The 20420-nt window shown below is 62.5% G+C and carries 19 protein-coding genes; 10 read left to right on the top strand and 9 right to left on the bottom strand.

Annotated features, from left to right (window positions below):
* Positions 1–39: 39 nt before the first annotated feature.
* The 4 genes from ACH6CX_RS17655 to dksA all read right to left on the bottom strand — a co-directional run bounded on the left by ACH6CX_RS17655 (position 40) and on the right by dksA (position 4638).
* Complete coding sequence (locus ACH6CX_RS17655; RefSeq protein WP_334078703.1) at positions 40–3000, bottom strand: ATP-binding protein; 2961 nt, start codon at positions 2998–3000, stop codon at positions 40–42.
* Complete coding sequence (locus ACH6CX_RS17650) at positions 2990–3166, bottom strand: hypothetical protein (protein WP_233006105.1); 177 nt, start codon at positions 3164–3166, stop codon at positions 2990–2992. The genes ACH6CX_RS17655 and ACH6CX_RS17650 overlap by 11 nt, the downstream gene beginning before the upstream one ends.
* A 47-nt stretch (positions 3167–3213) precedes the next feature.
* Positions 3214–4110, bottom strand: a complete 897-nt coding sequence (gene gluQRS / locus ACH6CX_RS17645) for a tRNA glutamyl-Q(34) synthetase GluQRS (RefSeq protein WP_334078704.1) — start codon at positions 4108–4110, stop codon at positions 3214–3216.
* A 90-nt stretch (positions 4111–4200) separates the two neighbouring features.
* Positions 4201–4638 carry an RNA polymerase-binding protein DksA gene (gene dksA, locus ACH6CX_RS17640; RefSeq protein ID WP_233006102.1) on the bottom strand — a complete coding sequence of 146 codons (438 nt, stop codon included), beginning with the start codon at positions 4636–4638 and terminating at the stop codon, positions 4201–4203.
* A 324-nt stretch (positions 4639–4962) separates the two neighbouring features.
* On the opposite strand from dksA, the gene sfsA reads away from it, so the two are divergent.
* A complete protein-coding gene (gene sfsA, locus ACH6CX_RS17635; protein WP_237064087.1) occupies positions 4963–5664 on the top strand; it encodes a DNA/RNA nuclease SfsA in 702 nt (233 codons plus the stop codon).
* 73 nt (positions 5665–5737) lie between these two features.
* On the opposite strand, the gene ACH6CX_RS17630 is transcribed toward sfsA, so the two are convergent.
* The 4 genes from ACH6CX_RS17630 to ACH6CX_RS17615 form a co-directional block, all read right to left on the bottom strand.
* The gene (locus ACH6CX_RS17630) at positions 5738–6082 is read right to left on the bottom strand and encodes a Rieske (2Fe-2S) protein (protein WP_334078705.1); all 345 of its coding nucleotides are present in this window, start codon (positions 6080–6082) and stop codon (positions 5738–5740) included.
* A 44-nt stretch (positions 6083–6126) separates the two neighbouring features.
* A complete protein-coding gene (locus ACH6CX_RS17625) occupies positions 6127–7182 on the bottom strand; it encodes a S1C family serine protease (protein WP_233006098.1) in 1056 nt (351 codons plus the stop codon).
* Between the two features lie 84 nt (positions 7183–7266).
* Positions 7267–8145 (bottom strand): protease HtpX, encoded by an 879-nt coding sequence (gene htpX, locus ACH6CX_RS17620; RefSeq protein ID WP_233006097.1) that lies wholly within the window; start codon positions 8143–8145, stop codon positions 7267–7269.
* Positions 8146–8260: 115 nt separating this feature from the next.
* Entirely contained in the window at positions 8261–8545 is a 285-nt protein-coding gene (locus tag ACH6CX_RS17615) for a TfoX/Sxy family protein (RefSeq protein WP_233006096.1), read from the bottom strand.
* Positions 8546–8839: 294 nt separating this feature from the next.
* Here ACH6CX_RS17615 and ACH6CX_RS17610 point away from each other — a divergent pair, with 294 nt between their 5' ends.
* From ACH6CX_RS17610 to ACH6CX_RS17600, 3 genes are all read left to right on the top strand, one after another.
* Positions 8840–9550 carry a M15 family metallopeptidase gene (locus ACH6CX_RS17610; protein WP_334078712.1) on the top strand — a complete coding sequence of 237 codons (711 nt, stop codon included), beginning with the start codon at positions 8840–8842 and terminating at the stop codon, positions 9548–9550.
* 65 nt (positions 9551–9615) lie between these two features.
* Positions 9616–10443, top strand: a complete 828-nt coding sequence (gene cysE, locus ACH6CX_RS17605; RefSeq protein WP_370636794.1) for a serine O-acetyltransferase — start codon at positions 9616–9618, stop codon at positions 10441–10443.
* Positions 10444–10521: 78 nt separating this feature from the next.
* Positions 10522–11031: a hypothetical protein gene (locus tag ACH6CX_RS17600; RefSeq protein ID WP_334078706.1), complete on the top strand. Its 510-nt coding sequence runs from the start codon at positions 10522–10524 to the stop codon at positions 11029–11031.
* Positions 11032–11111: 80 nt separating this feature from the next.
* Here ACH6CX_RS17600 and ppa read toward each other — a convergent pair whose 3' ends face one another.
* Entirely contained in the window at positions 11112–11648 is a 537-nt protein-coding gene (gene ppa, locus ACH6CX_RS17595) for an inorganic diphosphatase (protein WP_233006094.1), read from the bottom strand.
* Positions 11649–11833: 185 nt separating this feature from the next.
* Here ppa and ACH6CX_RS17590 point away from each other — a divergent pair, with 185 nt between their 5' ends.
* The 6 genes from ACH6CX_RS17590 to ACH6CX_RS17565 all read left to right on the top strand — a co-directional run bounded on the left by ACH6CX_RS17590 (position 11834) and on the right by ACH6CX_RS17565 (position 20292).
* On the top strand, positions 11834–13231 hold the full coding sequence (locus tag ACH6CX_RS17590) for a glutamine synthetase family protein (RefSeq protein WP_237064085.1): 1398 nt from the start codon (positions 11834–11836) through the stop codon (positions 13229–13231).
* Between the two features lie 43 nt (positions 13232–13274).
* On the top strand, positions 13275–14663 hold the full coding sequence (locus tag ACH6CX_RS17585) for an aldehyde dehydrogenase family protein (protein ID WP_334078707.1): 1389 nt from the start codon (positions 13275–13277) through the stop codon (positions 14661–14663).
* A 15-nt stretch (positions 14664–14678) separates the two neighbouring features.
* On the top strand, positions 14679–15848 hold the full coding sequence (locus ACH6CX_RS17580; RefSeq protein ID WP_334078708.1) for an iron-containing alcohol dehydrogenase: 1170 nt from the start codon (positions 14679–14681) through the stop codon (positions 15846–15848).
* 78 nt (positions 15849–15926) lie between these two features.
* Positions 15927–16514: a peptide-methionine (S)-S-oxide reductase MsrA gene (msrA, locus tag ACH6CX_RS17575; RefSeq protein ID WP_237064082.1), complete on the top strand. Its 588-nt coding sequence runs from the start codon at positions 15927–15929 to the stop codon at positions 16512–16514.
* A 301-nt stretch (positions 16515–16815) separates the two neighbouring features.
* Positions 16816–19650, top strand: coding sequence for an ExeM/NucH family extracellular endonuclease (locus ACH6CX_RS17570; protein WP_396676083.1), 2835 nt, complete (start codon positions 16816–16818; stop codon positions 19648–19650).
* Positions 19651–19938: 288 nt separating this feature from the next.
* A complete protein-coding gene (locus tag ACH6CX_RS17565) occupies positions 19939–20292 on the top strand; it encodes a hypothetical protein (RefSeq protein ID WP_237064080.1) in 354 nt (117 codons plus the stop codon).
* Positions 20293–20420 lie beyond the last annotated feature (128 nt).

Genomic DNA, 20420 nt, shown 5'->3' with positions numbered 1-20420 from the left:
TTTGCACGAATTTTGCCCAGATCCGCACCCCAGCGACATTTATCTTGCCAGGGGTAACTGGACTATGAACTTTGCTCCGCGGCCGGATTCCTGGTCGGCAGGGCTGACCAGTTCCAGTTGCCCCTCATGCTCCTCCACGATGCTGTAGACCATTGCCAGGCCCAGCCCCGTTCCCTCGCCGGGCTCCTTGGTGGTGAAAAAAGGCTCCAGGATGCGCTCGCGGTGGCGTGGGGAAATGCCCGGCCCCTCGTCGGTGACCGAAACGCAGGCGTAACCACCCTCGATGTAGCCGTGGATGTGCACATTGCCGCCATCGGGGCTTGCGTCGCGGGCATTGCTGAGCAGGTTGATAAAGACCTGGATCAGGCGCTGGTTGTCGCCCGGTGCCACCAGGTCCTCCGGAACCGTGTTGGTGAAGGTCACCTGGGTCTTGTCGCGCTGCAGGGAAAGTAATTGCACCGCTTCCTGAACGGTGGCGTAGAGATCTACCGGGGCGCGCTCGCTCTCCTGCTTGCCGCTGTGGGAGAAGTTGACCAGGGATTGGACGATGCGGCTGATACGCTGGGTCTGGCTGAGGATCTGGTCGGCAGTATCCCGCACCTCGTTGCTGTCCGACTCAAACTGCAGGTTCTGGGCCAGGCAGGCGATCCCGGTGACCGGGTTGCCCACCTCATGGGCGACCCCAGCGGCCAGGCGGCCGACCGAAGCCAGTCGCTCGCTGTGGATCAGCTCCTGCTCCAGCACCTGGGTTTCAGTGATGTCCTCCACCAGCAGCATCTGGGCATCACTGGGCTCCCGGCGCCCGCGGGGGCTGGCACTGCTCCTGAGGCGGGTCTTGTGCAGGTTCAGCCAGTGGCTGTGGCCGTCGATGTCCACCTGTTGCTTGAAGCGGCTGCCCTCGTCCGATGCAGCGAAGTCGCGCAGCAGGCTGTGCCAGGGCTCGGGCAGGTAATCCAGCTTGGCGCCCAGGACATCGCCGGCGGCGATGCCGGTGACGTCCTGCATGGCATAGTTCCACAGCAGGACCTCGCCGTCACTTCCCAGTGAGCAGGCGGCCAGGGGCAGCTCCTCCAGCATCTGCCTGTGGTACAGGCGCAGGTTGTTGAGTTCCGCGGCCAGGCCGGTGAGCTGGTTCTTGTAGCGGCCCAGGCGCGACTCGATCAGGTGAATATCCCGGTTGGCGGGCTGGTCGCTGTTCTTGAACGGGATGTGGCGATCGATGATCTGGCCCGCGAGCACACGCCCCAGCAGGCCCGACAGGTTGGCCTCGACCTTGTTGCGGAGCTGGCGCAGGGCGTAGGGGCGGCGTTCGTCTGCCGGTAACCGCAACTGTCGCAGGGCTTTGTTGACCTCGTGATTGGCGGTGGCGGCGCCCAGGCTCTCCGCCAGCCGCAGGCGGAAATCGGCGGCGGACTGCACGTCCAGCTCCAGCCGCAGGGCCTGGCTCAGGGTGTCGTCGCTGCAGAGGTCGGCGGCATACTGCTCCATGTTACTGGTCGGGGTGAGTAGTGAGAGCCCCACGAACAGCAGCACATTCACTGCCAGCGACAGGGTGGTGACCTGGGTCCAGATGGCCATGCCCAGTGGCAGCTGCAGGTCGGTACCCGGCAGGGTGAAGCCGTCGATCGCGAAGATGGATGGCAACAGGAGCCCGCCTCCCCAAACCAGCATGCCCGCCAGCAAACCCGCGATAAACCCGCGGCGATTGCCTCGCGGCCAGTGAATGACAGCGAAGATCCCGGGCAGGAATTGTAGTGAGGCGATAAACGCCATCAGGGCCAGGTCGGAAAGGGAGAGCCGGTTGTTCAGCAACAGGTAGAACGCAAAGCCGGCCAGGAACAGTGCGCCTACGATCGCCCGGCGCAGCCATACCAGCTGGCGGTACATATTGTCTTCGGAGTGCCAGCGGGTCCCGGGCAGGAGCCAGTGGTTCATCACCATGGTGGACAGGGCCAGGGTGATCATGATCAGGGCACCGGTGGCAGCCGAGAGTCCGCCCACGAACGCGGCCACTGTCAGCAACGCCGAACCGCTCGCTCGCGGCACGGCAAGGGCGAAGTACTGCACTGGCTCGGTCACATCCAGCGCGAAGCCGGCCCACATGATGGGGAAGATCGGCAGTGCCATCAGCAGCAGGAACAGCGGGAATGCCCAGCTGGCGATGCGCAGGGTTTTCTCTGCGGAGCGCTCGGCGATGCTCAGGTAAAAGATATGGGGCATGGCCACCGCGGTGGCGATAAATACCAGCAGCAGGGTGTGGGAGGAACCCTGCTCGATTGGGCTGTACAGGAGCTGCTGCATGTCGCTGTTGTCCGCCAGCCACTGGTCGAGCCCGCCCATACCGCCGAACACGCCGAATACCGCATACAGGCCCACTGCCAGCAGCGCCACCAGCTTGACGCTGGATTCCACCGCCATCGCCGCCACCAGGCCTGTGCGCCGTTCGCGGTTGGCGCCATACAGGGCGGTAAAGACCGCCAGCAGCACACAGTAGAAGAAGGCGATCAGGTTCTTGGCGCTGATACCGGCCCCCGGCAGTGCCAGCGCGGCGACGCTGTCGCTGGAGAGCAGGGCCAGGGTCTCGGCCACCGCCTGGATCTGCAGGGCAATCAGCGGCAGCAGGCCCAGCAACATAAACAGCGTGGCCAGGGTGCCGGCACCGCGGCTGTGGTAGCGGAATACCAACAGGTCCGCGGGCGAGGTGAGCTGGTAGCGCTGCGCCAGTCTTGACAGGGGTTCCAGCGCCACTGGCGCAAACAGGAACATGGCGCCGGTACCCAGGTAGTAGGCAAGAACCCCATAGCCGTGCTGCCAGGCCAGGTCCACTACACCGTAGAAGGTCCAGGCGCTGAGTGATACACCCAGTGAAAGGACATAAACCAGTGGCCGGCGCACCCATCGGGTCGGCATCCAGCCCTTGGAGGTGGCGAAGGCGACAAAAAACAGCATGGCGATATACGCCACGCCGATCAGTGCGATATGGACAATATCAAATGTCATTGGAGCCGCGCCTGAGCTGGATGAAGAGTGCCAGCAGGATCAGCACAAACCAGAGGATAAACGGGCGATACCAGGCCCCGGACGGATTGATCATCCAGGTAAACACGGTGGGGGAGAAGACATAGCCCACCAGTACCAGCAGGATTAGCAGTGTGCGATTACTCATGGTTGCGCCCGGGCAGCGGGATTCCGGTGGAAATTGGCGGGAAAATGTTAATGGCCGGTGCCCGTCTGTGCAATCTGCGCCGGTTCCCGGTTGCGCCGGTCCACCTGGTGTCGCTGCCAGCGGGCAGTGGCCCAGTGCAGGATAGCCTCTGGCGTCTCAGCCTCCAGGCCCGGGGGGACATGGAAACCGAGAAACCCGAGCGCCTGCACCAGGTTGGCGGATGGCTGCCGGTCGTCCAGTGCCGGTGCCTGGTTCTGCTTGCTGAGTTTCTGTCCGCCGGGGTTCATCACCAGGGGCAGGTGCCCGAATTGCGGTACTGCCGCACCAAAAAGCCGGAACAGTCGTTGTTGCGCACCACTGGTCTCCAGCAGGTCTGCGCCGCGTACGATATGCGTGATGCCCTGGTCGATATCGTCCGCCACCACCGCCAGCTGGTAGGCATAGAGACCGTCGCGGCGGCGCAGGATGGTGTCTTCGGCGATCGCCTGGTGCTGCGCGCCGTGCCAGATGTCGTCGAAGTGTTCCTCTCCGCCCGCGCACTTCAGGCGCACCGCGCTGGGTCCCTGTTCCTCGCGGGTGGCGCGGCAGCCGTCGTTGTCGTGGCCGCCGCGGCGGCGAATCTGGGCACGGGAGCAGTGGCAGGCATAAGTCAGTTCGCGCCCGGCCAGCTCTGCGAGCCGTTCGTCGTAGCGCTTATGGCGCTGGCTCTGCCAGCACAGGGGGCCGTGCCAGTGCAGGCCGTGGGCGTCGAGGGACTTCAGTATACGGTCGGCCGCGCCCGGTTCCTCGCGGGGCGGGTCCAGGTCCTCCATCCGCACCAGCCACTGGCCGCCATGGGCGATGGCATCCAAATAGCTCCCCACGGCGGAAACCAGTGAGCCGAGATGCAACGGGCCTGTGGGCGAGGGCGCGAAACGACCGATATAGCGTGCCGAGGTCATCATGGGAAGGTGTGTGCAAAGCGGCGCTGGACACCGCTGCCCCGGGAGGGGAGCGGGGCGATCACCGGGATCGCCCGCAGGGGCTGGCAGAGCTCAGCCGGAGATCTGCCGTTCCTTGATTTCCGCCAGGGTCTTGCAGTCGACGCAGAGCGTGGCGGTGGGCCGGGCCTCCAGGCGACGGATGCCAATTTCCACGCCGCAGGCCTCGCAGAAGCCATAATCGTCCTGGTCGATCAGTTCGATGGTGGCGTCGATTTTCTTGATCAGCTTGCGCTCGCGGTCGCGGGTGCGCAGTTCCAGGCTGAACTCCTCTTCCTGGCTGGCCCGATCGGCCGGGTCCGGGAAGTTGGCTGCCTCGTCTTTCATGTGGGAAACGGTGCGGTCCACTTCCGCCATCAGCTCGGCTTTCCAGGCCAGCAGCAAGTTGCGGAAGTGCTCCTGCTGCTTCTCGTTCATGTACTCTTCGCCCTTCTTCTCCTTGTAGGGCTCAAAGCCGTGCAGAGATTCGGTGCTCGCAGCAGTTTTGGGCATAGTCGTTGCCTCTCTTTCTATACGGGCCCCCTGATATGAGGGCTGTACCACCAAATTCAATATGTCCGGTCCCGCGCCTGCAATTCGCGTGAGGCTGGACACTAGCCTAGACCGGATTTTACCGGGTTGATGCATTTTTAACCTTGTTGGCGGTTTGGTAACCGTCTGGGAAGATGCATCGGACCGATAAGCGGCAGGCTGCTCCTGTCCCGGCGCCATACCCCGGGCGACCGAGAGCGAGGAAACTATCAAATCTCTGCAGTTCGCGCCACAAAATGTTGTCTGGTATTTTGTGGCGCAAGATTTGTCCGCAAAGGTCTTACTGTGAAGTTTAATCCTCCATTGCAACGGGGCACGCTGCTGCGCCGCTATAAGCGCTTTCTCGCCGATATCCAAACGGAAACCGGCGACATTTTCACCATTCACTGCCCCAACACCGGTTCGATGAAGAACTGCTGGGTAGAGAACAGCCCCTGCTGGTACTCGGATTCCGGTAATCCCAAGCGCAAGTACCGGCACACCCTCGAGATCACCACCACTCCGGAGCAGGCGCTGGCGGGGGTGAATACGGGCCGCTCCAATGCCCTGGTGGAGGAGGCAATTGCCAACGGCATTGTTACCGAGCTGCAGGGGTACGAGCGGGTGCGGCGGGAAGTGCGTTATGGCGCCGAAAACAGCCGCATCGACCTGTTGTTGTCCGGCGACAGGGGCGACTGCTATGTCGAGGTAAAAAACGTCACCCTGGCCGAGGGCAGCCGGGGACTGTTCCCGGATGCAGTCAGTGCGCGGGGCACCAAGCACCTGCGGGAACTGCAGAAGCTGGCCGAAGAAGGTGTGCGCGCGGTGCTCTTCTACTGTGTGCAGCACTCGGGCATCCAGACGGTGGCGCCGGCTCGGGAAATCGACCCGGCTTATGCCGCTGCGCTGGACACGGCGGTTGCCGCGGGCGTTGAGGTTATCGCGTATCGCGCGCATCTGGGCGCCGGGGAAATTGCACTGGCGGATTCCGTGCCCTTCAGCGTCTAGGGCAGGTCAGTAAGGGGCCCGTTTGCCCCGGGGCTGCGACGACACCTTGGCCCTGGCAGCCGCCACCGCGCTGTCATTCCGCCAGGATAACGTACAGTCCCTCTGGGCTGTGCTCGATCGGCACCGGGGTCAGGGCGTCGCCGGCACAGGGGCCGGCAATGCACTCGCCGGACTCGATCATGAACAGGGCGCCGTGGGAGGCGCACTGGATCAGTGCCCCATCCGGGTCCAGGAACTGGTCGGGTTGCCAGTCCAGGTTGATGCCCTGGTGCGGGCAGCTGTTCTTGTAGGCGTAGATCTCGCCGTCTTTCATCACCGCAAAGACATTGTCCGCGCCTGCGGCCGTGTCCCCCAGGGAAAAGCCTTTCGACTGCCCCTCGCTCAACTCGTCGTAACGACAAAGAAAGTATTTCTGCACGCTAACCCTTTTAGTGTTTTCTGCGTTTTATCGGCCGCGCCAGTTTACTCCGGTGCGGCCAGTGTGATGTAAGCCTGCTGTTCCCGGCCGTCGCGCAGGAACTCCAGCCTTACCTGGTCGCCCGCACGGTGTTTTTCCAGGGCATTCAGCAGGTCATCATAATTACGCACGGGATCGTCATCCACGGCGATGATCACGTCCCCCAGCTGCCAGCCACCGCGTTCGGTGCGGAACACGCCGCGCAGCCCGGCCTCCTCCGCGGGCATGCCGGGAGCAATGCGCAGCACTGCCACGCCGTCGAAGCCAAAGCGGCTGGCCCACTGGTCCGGCGCGGACTCGATACCCAGTACTGGCCGCACCAGGCGGCCGTGGGCAATCAGTTCCGGTACGATTTTTTTCACGGTGTCCACGGGGATGGCAAAGCCGATGCCTACGCTGGCGCCGCTGGGGCTGTAGATGGCGGTGTTCACCCCGATCAACTGGCCGCGGGAATTCAGCAGCGGACCACCGGAATTGCCGGGATTGATGGCCGCGTCGGTCTGGATCACATTGCGAATGGTGCGGTTATTGGCAGCCTGTATCTCGCGACCCAGGGCGCTCACCACACCGGTGGTCAGGGTGGTGTCCAGCCCAAAGGGATTGCCGATGGCGAGCACCTTGCGGCCGACCGAGAGGGTGTTGGAGGTTCCCGGCACCAGGGGTGCCAGCAGCTCCGGTGGCGCATTGATCCTGAGCACCGCCAGGTCCTTCTCCGGTGCGGATCCCACCAGCTCCGCCGGCCACTCGCTGCGGTCCTGCAGGGTGATGGTTACCTTGCGCGCGCCCTCGATCACATGGAAATTTGTGACGATATGTCCCTGGCGGTCCCAGATAAAGCCGCTGCCGGCGCCCTTGGGCACCGTGTGCATGCGCAGGCTCCAGCGATCCCGCACCAACGTCTCGTTGGTGACATACACCACGGATGGGCTGGCAAAATTGAACACCTGCATGGTGTTCTTCTCGTCGTCGGTGGAGAAGTCGGGCAGCAGGGATCCCGCACTGGCGAGGCAGGGGAACGCCAGGAGGGTGATGGCGAAAATCAGTGAAACCAGTTTTTTCATGGTCCGGGTATGTTGTTCTAACTGGGACAGCAGCCGGCCGCGCTGGCGCGGACCGGCCATACCTGGGGACGGGGCCGTCCCCGGTTATCGATTCTGCAGGGCCAGGATACGATCCTCAAGCGGCGGATGGCTGGCCATCAGCGCCCCCATATTGCCGTAGATGCCAAAGGCTTTCATGTTGCTGGGCAGCGGTTGCTCGCGGCCGGCCTCGGATTCAGACTTGATGCGCATCAGGGCCGCGGCCATCGACTCGCGGGTGGTGAGGTCGGCGCCCGCTGCATCGGCGCGGTACTCCCGTCGACGGCTGAACCAGGCCACCACCATCATGGCCAGGAAGCCGAACAGGATATCCATGATGATGGAAGTCACGAAGTAACCGATCCCCAGGCCCTGCTCGTTCTTCAGGATCACCCGGTCCACGAAAAAGCCCACCAGGCGCGCAAAGAACATGACGAAGGTGTTTACCACGCCCTGGACCAGTGCCAGGGTCACCATGTCGCCGTTGGCGACGTGACCGATCTCGTGGCCGATGACCGCCCGCGCCTCGTCGCGGTTAAAGCGCTGCAGCAGGCCGGCACTCACCGCTACCAGCGCGCTGTTGCGGTTCCAGCCGGTGGCAAAGGCGTTGGCCTGTTGCATGGGGAAGATGCCCACATCGGGCATCCCGATGCCGGCTTTTTCGGACAGGTCCCGCACGGTATCCACCAGCCATTGCTCGTCGGCTGTCTGCGGCTGGGTGATCACCTGGGTGCGAGTGCTCATCCGGGCGATGGTCTTGGAAAGCAGCAGCGACACCAGGGCGCCACCGAAACCGAATACGGCGCACAAAGTCAGCAGCCCGGTGAGGTTCAGGTCCACGCCGTTGGCGGCGAGAATCCCCTGGAAACCGAACAGGTTAAAGATGATCCCGGCCAGCACCAGCACGGCCAGGTTAGTCAGTAAAAACAAACCAATGCGCAACATCGGCTCACTCTCCAGTAGTAATCCTTGGGAGAAGTGTAGATTGGGGCGCTGCGGGGAGATTACAAGATTCGCCCCGCCGCGGGAGTGGCATGCCGGATTGGTTCCCGCGCCCGGGTCAGTCCTGGCCCTGCGCGGACATGGCGCGATCCGCCTCATCGGCCAGGCGTCGTTTCAGGTCGGGGTCCAGCTCGTTCCAGTGAACATCCAGCAGTGCCCCCTGCAATGCGTAGAGGAGTACACGGGAAGCGTTGATACCGCGGGCCCGGATGCAGGTAAAGGCCTCCACCGGACCGATCCGGCGCAGGTCATCACAAGTGCGAATCCCGATGGAATGGAGAATATTGACTGACGCGAGTCCGAGGTTTTTGAGTTTGAGGAGCTCTGATTGACTCGGGTGCATGGTGATCTTCCCTGGTAGATACGCCACTTTAATCGGCGGTGCCAGATTCTGGCGCCGGCAATGCACGGATCGGCTCATTCCTTGAACCGGGCTATGCAAAATAACATAAGTGGATAAGCAGTCAAAAGCTGATTAGCAAAAGAAGTAAGCAACTTTTTTGGAGTTACATGCCAGTTTTGAACCGGCGACTTGTCGCCTGGACCTCAGCTGACTTTTGATACCGTCCAATATCGGAAATGTAGTAAATTTAGCTGGAATTTACTGGGATTCAGGCCTTAAACCGGGGTACATGTGATGTTAGATGCCGCGATTGAGCGGATGTTGTTTGGGCTCTCGGATGAACATGTCATTCTTGAACCGATTTCCGGGCAGCTTTTGCACCCGGAGGCCCTGGTGGCCTTTGAGCGCCTGCGCCAGGATGCACGCGCGGCCGGGTTTGAACCCCGTGTGGTATCAGGATTCCGCGACTTCGAGCGCCAACGCACGATCTGGAACGGCAAGGCCGGTGGCCAGCGCCCGCTGCTGGACAGCGGGGGGGAGCCCCTGGATGCGGCGGCACTTTCACCCCGGGACCGGGTTTACGCCATCCTGCGCTGGTCGGCGCTGCCCGGCGCCTCGCGACACCACTGGGGTACGGACTTTGATGTTATTGACGCCGCTGCGGTGCCGGAGGACTATCGCCCGCAGCTCACCCCCCGGGAAGTGGAGGATTGCGGCGTATTCGGTCCATTCCATTGCTGGCTGGACCAGCGCATTGCCGCCGGGGAAAGCCATGGCCTGTTCCGGCCCTATGCAGAGGATCGGGGCGGTATCGCGCCGGAACGCTGGCACCTGAGTTATGCGCCCCGTTCCCGCGAGCTGGATGACCTGCTGACAGTGGATGGCCTGCGGCGGTTGTGGGAGCACAATGAGCTGGAACTGTGCGACACTGTCTGCGCAAATCTCGACGATATCTACCGGCGGTTTATCCGTGTGCCGCCGGAATGCTACCCGGATACCGGGTGAGTACCGGTTGTGAGAATGCCAGCTAAGAGAATGACATGAGCCAGACGGGAGCCAGGCGGTAGCCAATGGGAGAGGGAAGCGCAATCGAGGGAAGCAATCATGGCGGCGGCAATGGGCGCGACGTCTGGGGCATGATGCGCGTCGAGGCGCAGGAACTGGCCGCGGGTGAGCCGGTGCTCGCCAGTTATTTCCACAATACCATCCTGCGGCACAAATCCCTGGACGATGCGCTGTCTTACCAGCTCGCCTCGGTACTCGACCACAGCGCGCTGACGGCCACGGCGCTGCAGGAAGTGATTGCCGCCGCATTGCAGAACGACGCGGAAATTTCTCGGGCCATGCAGGCGGATATCTGTGCCTGGTATGACCGCGACCCCGCCTGTGAGCACTACCTCACGCCTTTCCTTTATTTCAAGGGGTTCCATGCCCTGCAGTCGCACCGGGTGTCGCACTGGCTCTGGGAGCAGGGGCGCCGCACGCTGGCGCTGTATTTCCAGAGCCGGGTATCGGAACAGTTCGCAGTGGATATACACCCTGCGGCCCGTTTCGGTCGCGGCATCATGATTGATCACGCCACCGGGCTGGTAGTGGGTGAGACGTCGGTGGTGGGCGACGACGTTTCCATCCTGCACTCGGTGACCCTGGGCGGCAGTGGCAGCGGTGGGGGTGATCGTCACCCGAAGATCGGCCGTGGCGTAATGATCGGTGCCGGTGCCAAGGTGTTGGGCCCGGTGCATGTGGGGGAGGGGGTAAAGATTGCCGCCGGCAGCCTGGTTCTGGCCGATGTGCCGGCCCATTACACGGTGGCGGGTGTACCGGCGCGCCAGGTGGGCGGCAGGACGGCGGCGGCTCCGGCCTATACCATGGACCAGACCCTCGATTCTGACGACTGAGCGACGGAATCCCACCGCCAGGCCGGCATAATAGCCATAACAACAATGAAGAAAGCATGACAGGGGATTGAGGAAGCCATGTCCGAACCTCGCTACAGCCTGATATTCCGCGGCGACCTGGTGCCGGGCTTTACTGCCGGCGACGTCAAGGCCAACCTGGCGCGCCTGTTCAAGGCCGGGCCGGACACCGTGGAGAAACTGTTCGGCGGTCGCCCGCTGGCGATCAAGAAAAACCTGCCCGAGGCGCAGGCGCAGCAGATGCTCGCGGCGCTGGAGAAAGTGGGGGCAAAGGCCGTATTGAAGGCCGAGGGACAGCCGGGAAGTTCATCCGCTGCAACTCCCTCGCAATCGCGAGCCGGGACAGCCGGTGCCCCGGAGCAGAAACCGGCTGCCGGTGCGGCAGGCCTCAGTGTTGCCCCGATGGAAGGCAACCTGGTGCGGGACAGCGAGCGCCAGCGCAGTGCGGCTGTGGACGTGGATACCGGCCACCTGAGCCTTAAACCGCAGCAGGGCAACCTGGTGGAGGAGAATGAACACCAGCGGCCGGCCGCCGCTCCGATCAGCGTGCCGGACTGGCAGCTGCAATAGGGCTATTGCCACGGACAGCTCCAGAAACGAAAAAACCGGCCATATGGCCGGTTTTTTTATACCTGGGCGGAATGGCGTATTCAGCCTTCCTCTTTCAGGTAGCGCTCGCGGGAGGACATAACTTCGGCGCGGGCGGCGTCGGCGTTGTCCCAGCCGTCTACCTTCACCCACTTGCCGGCTTCCAGCGCCTTGTAGTTCTCGAAGTAGTGCTCGATCTGCTTCAGCAGCAGTTCCGGCAGGTCGCCGATTTCCTGTACGTGGTCGTACAGCTTGGTCAGTTTGGTGTGCGGTACCGCCAGCAGCTTGGCGTCGACACCGGACTCATCGGTCATCTTCAGCACGCCGATTACGCGGGAGCGGATCACGGAGCCAACCATTACCGGGTAGGGGGCCACAACCAGCACGTCGAGGGGATCGCCGTCCTCGGACAGGGTCTGCGGCACGTAGCCGTAGTTGGCCGGGTAGAACATCGGGGTGGCCACGAAACGGTCCACGAACACCGCGTCTGCATCCTTGTCCACTTCGTACTTGATCGGGTCGTGGTTGGCCGGGATTTCGATGATGACGTTGATATCGTTGGGCAGGTCCTTACCTGCGGAAACCTTGTCGAAGCTCATTGCTGTTCCTGATTAAAAAGTGGACGAAAATTCGGGAGGGCGGATTATAAACCCTGCGCGGCGTCGCTGAAAGCACCGGCGTGCGGGAAGTGCACATCTGGCCCTGTGGTCACCGAATGGCCCCGCATTGACTATGCTGTTAGCGAGATACCCGCTGGTGGATAACAACAATAGCGAGGCCCCCGATGCTCGATCCGAGCCAGACCCCCGGATTATTGCCGCGAGAGGTACGGACTGCCGCCCAGGCCCGGCAGATTGTCGAAGAACGCCAGCTGACCCACGTCAAGGTGGGGCTGTTTGACAACGACGGCGTGATGCGCGGCAAGTACATGAGCCGCGACAAATTCTTCTCCGCCCTGGAGCACGGCTTCGCTTTCTGCGACGTGGTACTGGGTTGGGACGTCAAGGACCAGCTCTACGACAATGCCAGCTACACCGGCTGGCACACGGGCTATCCCGATGCCCCGGTGCGGGTTCTCCCGGAAAGCTGTCGTGAGATTCCCTTCGAGGATGGCATGTTGCTGTTCCTGGCGGAGTTTGACCGCCAGGCAGAGGAGGTCTGTCCCCGCGGCACCCTGCGCCGGGTGGTGCAACGCTGCCGTGAGGCGGGTTTCGAGCCCATGGGCGCACTGGAGTACGAATTCTTCCTGTTTGACGAGACGCCGGATTCCGCGCGGGAAAAAGGTTTCCGCAACCTCAAACCCTTTACCCCGGACTGGTTTGGTTACTCGGTCATCCGCAACTCGGTCCACTCGGAACTGCATCGCCAGATCCTGGAGCTGGGCGAGCGGATGGACTTCCCCATCGAGGGGCTGCATACGGAAACCGGGCCGGGCGTGCTGGAGGCGGCGATCACCGTGGACGGCGCCGAGGCTGCCGGTGACAAGGCTGCCCTGTTCAAGACCTTCCTCAAGGTGCTGGCCCAGCGCAACGGGCTGATGGCGACGTTTATGGCCAAATGGTCCGGCGACTACCCGGGCCAGAGCGGCCATATACACCTGTCCCTGCGCGATTGCGACTCGGGCAAGTCGGCCTTCTTCGACCCGCAGCAGCCACAGAACATGAGCGCCGTACAGCGGCATTTCCTCGCCGGCCAGCAGCGCCTGATGCCCGAACTCCTCGCCATGATGGCTCCCACGGTCAACAGCTACCGGCGGCTGGTGCCCGGTTTCTGGGCGCCCACCGGAGCCACCTGGGGGGTGGAGAACCGCACCGCGGCCCTGCGGGTGATTCCCGGCAGCGACAAATCACAGCGGCTCGAGTACCGGCTGGGCGCGGCCGACGCCAATCCCTACCTGGCCCTGGCGGCAGCGCTGGGGTCGGGCCTCTACGGCATCCTGCAGGGTTGGGAGCCCGGCGAACCGGTCGCCGGCAATGCCTACGCGCTGGAGCAGCCGGAGGAACTGGCCCTGCCGCTCACCCTGTGGGACTCGGCTCAACGCCTCAGGGAGTCAGACGCCGCGCGGGAATTGTTCGGCAACAGCTTCGTGGACCATTTTGTCGCCAGCCGCGAGTGGGAGGAGCGGGAGTACCGTCGCCATGTGAGCGACTGGGAGCTGGAGCGCTACTTCGAGATTATCTGAGCGCGGGCAGGCCCGCGCCGACCATTACCGGATACTGGAATTCATGCAAAAACTGCAGTGTATTTCGCCCATCGATCACTCGGTCTACGTCGAGCGCCCGCTGGCGGAACCTCCTGAAATCAGCGCGGCACTGGAGCTGGCGGCTGGTGCGCAACCGGCCTGGGCCCGCACCCCGCTGGCCGAGCGGGTCGCCATCGTGCGCCAGGCAGTGATGTTGATGCTGGATCGCAGGGCGCGGCTGGGGGAAGAGTTGTGCTGGATGATGGGCCGGCCGATCCGCTTCGCCGAGGGCGAAATCCTCGGCTTTGCCGAGCGGGCCAATTACATGGCAGATATTGCCGCAGACTCCCTGGCGGATATCCGCCTGCCGGAAAAGACCGGCTTCACGCGACTGATCCGGCGCGAACCATTGGGTACTTCCCTGGTAGTGGCGCCGTGGAATTACCCTTACCTGACGGCGGTCAATGCCGTGGTGCCGGCGCTACTGGCGGGCAATGCGGTGATCCTGAAGCATTCCGCACAGACGCCGCTGTGCGCTGAACAGATGGTGGAGGTGTTTGCCGAAGCCGGGCTGCCGCAGGGGGTATTCCAGTACCTGCACCTGTCCCATGCCGACACCGAGAACCTGGTGCGCGCACCGGAAGTGGCTCATGTGGCCTTTACCGGCTCGGTGGCCGGTGGTCGCATGGTGGAGCGCGCTGCCGCGGGTCGTTTTATCAAGCTGGGCCTGGAGCTGGGCGGCAAGGATCCCGCTTATGTCCGGGCGGACGCGGACCTGGACCATGCGGTGGCCGCCGCGATCGACGGGGCCTATTTCAATTCCGGCCAGTCCTGTTGCGGTATCGAGCGTATTTACGTACACGAGTCGCTGCACGACGAGTTTGTGGAGCGCGCGGCCGGGATTGTGGGCGCCTACCGGCTGGGCCGGCCCGATGACCCGGACACCAACCTGGGCCCGCTGGTGCGTGCCGAGGCGGCCGACTTTGTCCGCGCCCAGGTGGACGAGGCCATTGCCGCGGGTGCCACCGCCCATATCGATCCGTCCGGTTTTGCCATGGACCGGCGCGGCACTACCTACCTGGCGCCCCAGCTGCTTACCGGCGTGGACCACAGTATGCGGGTGATGCGCGAGGAGTCTTTCGGACCGGTCGTGGGGTTGATGCCGGTACGCGATGATGCCGAGGCGCTGGCACTCATGAACGACAGCGAATTCGGCCTGACCGCGGCCATCTTCACCGCCGATGAACAGGCCGCACTGGCACTGGGTGGGCGGCTGGAATGCGGTACGGTATTTATGAACCGCTGTGATTACCTCGATCCGGCCCTGGCCTGGACCGGCGTCAAGAACTCCGGTCGCGGCTGCACCCTGTCCGGCATCGGCTACGAACACCTGACCCGTCCCAAGTCTTTTCACCTGAAACAGCAACCCTGAGCCCCGAGGCCCGCCATGAACACCCGAGCCCCCTCCGTAAACTGGAATTACCCCACCGCCATGCGCGTGGGGCCCGGCAGGGTGAATGAACTGCCCGCGGCCTGCCGGGAGCTGGGAATCCACACGCCAATGCTGGTGACCGATCCCGGCCTGGCGGACCTGCCAATGGTGGAAACCGCGTTGCGGATCTGCCGCAATGACGGACTGAAGATTGCGGTGTTTGCCGATGTGAAAAGTAATCCCAACGGCGCCAATGTGGACAGTGGGGTGGCGGCCCTGCGTGCCGGCTGGCACGACGGGGTAATAGCCTTCGGCGGCGGCTCGGCCATGGATGCCGCCAAGGCCATCGCCCTGATGGCCGGACAGAGGCGGCCACTGTGGGATTTCGAGGACGTCGGGGACAATTTCCGGCGTGTGGACGAGGCCGGCATGGTACCGGTCATCGCCGTTCCCACCACCGCCGGCACCGGTTCGGAAGTGGGGCGCTCGTCGGTAATCACCGACGAGGTGGCCCGGGTCAAGCGGATTATCTTCCACCCGAAAATGCTGCCGGCACTGGTGATCCTGGACCCGGAGCTGAGCACAGGGCTGCCCCACAGTATCACTGCTGCCACCGGCATGGACGCGCTCTCGCACAATCTGGAGGCTTTCTGTGCGCGCGGCTACCACCCCATGGCCGAGGGAATCGCACTGGAGGGCATGCGGCTGGTGCATGAATACCTGCCGCGTGCGGTGGCGGATGGACGTAATATCGAGGCGCGCCAGCAGATGCTGGTGGCTTCCAGCATGGGTGCCACCGCCTTCCAGCGTGGGCTGGGGGCCATGCATGCGCTGTCCCACCCGCTGGGTGCGCTCTATGATGCGCACCACGGCCTGCTGAATGCGGTACTGATGCCCTACGTGTTGCAGGCCAATCGCGACGCACTGGAGGCACCCATGGAGCGGCTGGCGCGCTACCTGGACCTGCCACAGGCGGGGTTTGCCGGTGTACTCAACTGGATCCTGGCCCTGCGCGCCGAGATCGGTATTCCCCACAGCCTGGAGGAAATCGGTATCGGCACTAACCAGGTGGAGCAGGTGGGCAATATGGCTGTGGCTGACGCGGCGGCGGCGGGCAACCCGCTGGAATTCGATGCGGCCGGATACAGCGCCATCCTTGAACGGGCGCTGCGGGGCGTGGTCTGAGAGATACCGCCCCGGAATCCGGAGCGCGGCTATACACGTATGGTGCACATATACATAACCCGGAGAAGGAATGTGAGGATGCGCTGGCTACTGGCCTTATTATTGATTATCGGTGCGGCGGGCCCGCTGGCCCAGGACGATACCAAGAGCATCCGTACCGCGGTTTTTGCTGGCGGCTGCTTCTGGTGCATGGAACCGCCCTACGACAAGCTTGAGGGTGTACTGGAGACAACATCCGGCTACAGCGGCGGCGAGGTGGAAAACCCCACCTACGACCAGGTTTCAAGCGGGGGTACCGGTCACGCCGAGGTGGTGCAGGTGAAATACGATGCGAGCAAGGTAAGCTACCCGCAGCTATTGCAGGTGTTCTGGCGCAATGTGGACCCCTTCGATGCCGGCGGCCAGTTCTGTGATCGCGGCAGCCAGTACCGCAGTGCCATCTTCTATGCCAATGAGCGCGAGAAGCGCCAGGCCGAGGAAAGCAAGAAAGTGCTAGAGGAAAAACTGGGCAAGAAAATCGTTACTGAAATTGTCCCAGCCGCTACCTTCTACCCTGCCGAGCAGTACCACCAGAATTATTACCAGCGCAACCCCGTGCGCTACAAGTTTTATCGCTACCGCTGTGGCCGCGACCAGCGGCTGGAAGAGGTGTGGGGAGGGACCTGATCGCCCACCTGGATTTGTACGAGTGAAGCCCGCCATAACGCGGCTTTTTTATGAATGGTCACCAGTCACATTGCAAGTGTGGGATGCTCCACACGGTAACCTCCTGTACCGCAATTCTTCATCCTTTTCTCATCTGTTGTTAGAAAACGGCTGTCATCCTGTCGCGCTCCCGGAAGCGGTTGGTCCGGAAATCCATTAGCGCAGGGGGAATAAACCGCGTGTCTGGGGCCGGGTTGAGAGTGTCATCCCGGGCACTTGTGAACGCAGCCTCCACTGCACGATAACGACAGGGACAAACCTAATGAAACGATTCAAGGGCGCATGGCTGCCCACGTTACTTCTCTCCGGCATGCTTCCCGGTGTGGCTTCCGCGGACCTGCTGATATCCGAATACATCGAGGGCAGCAGTAACAACAAGGCACTGGAAATCTATAACGGTACCGGTGCACCCGTGGACCTGGCGGACTATGCGGTAGAGGTCTATTTCAACGGCTCGGTATCGCCGGGTGCCAGTATTGGCCTGACAGGGGCCCTGGCCGACGGCCAGGTATTCGTGCTGGCTCATGGCAGCGCCGATCCCGCCATGCTGGCGCAGGCGGACCAGACCTATGGCGGCGGCCTGTTCAATGGCGATGACGCAGTCGTGCTGAGCCGGCTGGGACAACCGGTGGATGTGATCGGCCAGGTCGGCGTGGACCCCGGCAGCCAGTGGGGCGACAGCGCGGTGGGCACCCAGAACCAGACACTACGGCGCAATGAGGGGGTCACCAGCGGCCGTACCGATGGCGGCAACACCTTTGATCCGCTTCTTGAATGGACCAGTGCCGGGCAGGACAACTTTGACAACCTCGGCTCTCACGGCGGGGCCGATGGCGACACTGGCGGTGGCGGCGTCACGATGGGCCAGTGCGGCGAGTCCGCCACCCTGGTCAGCGCCGTACAGGGCAGTGGTGCCGCCAGCCCGCTCGACGGTGAACGCGTCGAGGTGGAGGCCGTGGTGGTAGGGAGTTTCCGGGACACGGCCAGTGGCCTGGGGGGATTCTTCCTGCAGGAAGAGGACGCAGACCAGGATGGGCTCGATACTACCTCAGAGGGCCTATTCGTCTATGACAGCGGCTTTGGTGTCGAGGTACAGGTCGGTGACCTGGTGCGTGTCGTCGGCAATGTCACCGAGTATTACGATTTTACCGAGCTGACCGGGATCGACGGCGTCAAGGTCTGTAGCAGCGGTCACAGTGTTACCGCTGCACAGCCGGTACTGCCTTTTGCCAGCGCCGATGCGCCCGAGCGTTTCGAGGGCATGCTGGTGGAATTTGCGCAGGAACTGACCGTCACCGGCCATTACAACCTGGCCCGTTATGGGGAGGCAGAGCTGTCTTTCGGCCGCCTGTTTATTCCCACCAATATCGTCGAGCCAGGGCCGGCGGCCCTGGCCCAGCAGGCCGCCAATGACCTGAACCGCATACTGCTGGATGACGGTTCAACGGTGCAGAACCCAGGGGTAATTCCCTACCCGGCACCGCAGCTGGATGCCACTAACAGCCTGCGCGCGGGGGCTAGGGTTGCCGGCCTGCGCGGGGTGATCGGCTACGGTTTCGGAGCCTACCGTGTACACCCGGTAGAGGCGCCGCAGTTCAGCGATACCAACCCACGAAACCCGGCGCCGGAGCTACCGGGTGAGGGCAGCCTGCGGCTGGCCAGCTTCAATGTGCTGAACTACTTCAACGGCGACGGTAATGGTGGAGGATTCCCGACCGATCGCGGTGCTGACACCCCGGAAGAGTTCCAGCGCCAGCGGGACAAAATCATCGCTGCAATCCGGGCCATGAACGCAGACATCATCGGCCTGATGGAAATCGAGAACGACGGCTACGGCGCCGATAGTGCCATACGGGACCTGGTGGATGGTCTCAATACCACCGCCGGTGCCGAGGTGTATGGTGTTGTCGATCCGGGCACCGCGCAGCTGGGCGACGACCAGATTACGGTGGGTATCGTCTACCGCAGCGACCGCGTGCAGCCGCTGGGCCCCGCCGTCACCCTGGACAGCTACCCGTTTGATGACCTTAACCGCCAGCCGCTGTTGCAAGGGTTTACGGAAATATCCAGTGGCGGAACCGTGGCGATAGCCGTTAACCACTTCAAGTCCAAGGGCAGCTGCCCCGGTGACGGTAGCCTCGATGATGACCAGAACGACGGTCAGGGCTGCTGGAACCGGGTGCGCACCCAGGCCGCCGAAGCGCTGGCCAGCTGGATCGCCACCGATCCCGCTGGTACCGGCACTGAGGGGGTGCTGGTCCTCGGCGACCTGAACAGCTATGCACGGGAAAACCCCATCACCACCTTGAAGGAGGCCGGCTATACCGACCTGTTGGACCAGTTCGGCGGCAGCGGGGCGTATTCCTATATCTTCGCCGGCCAGGCGGGTTACCTGGACCATGCCCTGGCCAACGCTGCCCTGGCGCCTTCGGTCACCGGTGCCACTGCCTGGCATATCAACGCCGATGAGCCCCGGGCGCTGGACTACAACACGGAGTACAAGAGTGCGGAGCAGGTAAATAGCCTCTACAGCGCCGACGCCTACAGAGCCTCGGACCACGACCCGGTAATCGTGGAGCTGGACCTGACCCCGGCCAACAGCGCGCCACAGGCCGATTTCACTGTTGATACCGCAAATCGGCATGTCCAGTTCACCGACCTCAGTTCGGATGCGGACGGTGAAATCGCGCGCTGGCAGTGGACTTTCGGCGATGGTGCAACCAGCGCCGAGCAAAACCCGAAGCACCGCTACGCCGCGCCGGGCGAATACACCGCGACGCTATTGGTGGAAGATGATCTCGGGGCCACCACAATGGCCCAGCGCCAGGTCGTGGCTCCGGATGCTCAAAACGCGCAACAACCGCGCTTCCGCGTACAGCGCTTCCTGAACTGGGTATGGGTCAGCGCCCGTGGGCGGGGCGCCGCGTACCAGAGCTACAGCTGGAACTTCGGCGACGGTACCCTGGCGCAGGGCACCGGAGGCTGGCACCGCTACGACCAGCGCGGCAGCTACAGGATCACGCTGACAGCCACAGACGACACAGGCCGCGAGCTGTCGGCCAGCCGTCCGGTCACCATCGCACGCATGGGGTGGTAACTGGTATTCCACCGGATCCAACAGGATTTTGAGCACTGAAGGGCCCTGTCAGGGCCCTTTTTTTATTGCATTTCACTGCGTGAGTGCCGGCTTTGTATGTTTTATGGCCGTCGAAACCGAAAGGTAGGCGTAATTGCGTGTAATTGCTGGGTCCGGCGGTAAGAGTGACTGTTACGCCGATATGTGGCTAGATATCGACATCAATGGTTAGATGTAGCCATGTATGTCCAGATATAGGCATATGGGCAGATATGACCATGCCCATGAATAAACTGTTAGGTTTTGCCCATGAACGTCCTCATCATCGCAATATCTGTATTTCTATATGTGCTTTTCGGTGTAATTTTTGGGTTTGCACTGAGTTCGCATAATGATGTATTGCTTGGGCGTAGACCAAACACAAAAAATAGGCTTGTTCTGTTTCTTGCCAGGCCGACGCAAAATATTAGAGGTATCGAAAGAGCAATTTTTGTAGTTGGTATGCTACTTTGGGTTCCTCTATTTGTAGGTATCATTGCAACACCTATAATTTTGGCGGCGAAGTATGCCAGTGAAATAGAAAAGGTGGTTTTCCTATTGCTCGTGCCTTGTGTTCTTATCGGCAAATTGTATGGTTCGTACAGGTGGCGTAAGCTCGTATGAACCTAACAAGCGACTGTGATGTCAAGCAGCCTGCTTGACATCGCACTCTCCCCAGTAAGTCCCATCCCTCACCATCGCATTTAGCACTACAATCATCTTCCGCATGCTCGCCGTCAGCGCGACTTTCC

This window comes from Microbulbifer sp. JSM ZJ756 (assembly GCF_044383805.1).
Taxonomy (GTDB): domain Bacteria; phylum Pseudomonadota; class Gammaproteobacteria; order Pseudomonadales; family Cellvibrionaceae; genus Microbulbifer; species Microbulbifer zhoushanensis.
Note: the sequence above shows the minus strand (reverse complement) of the source record. Positions and strands in the feature narration are given on the sequence as shown.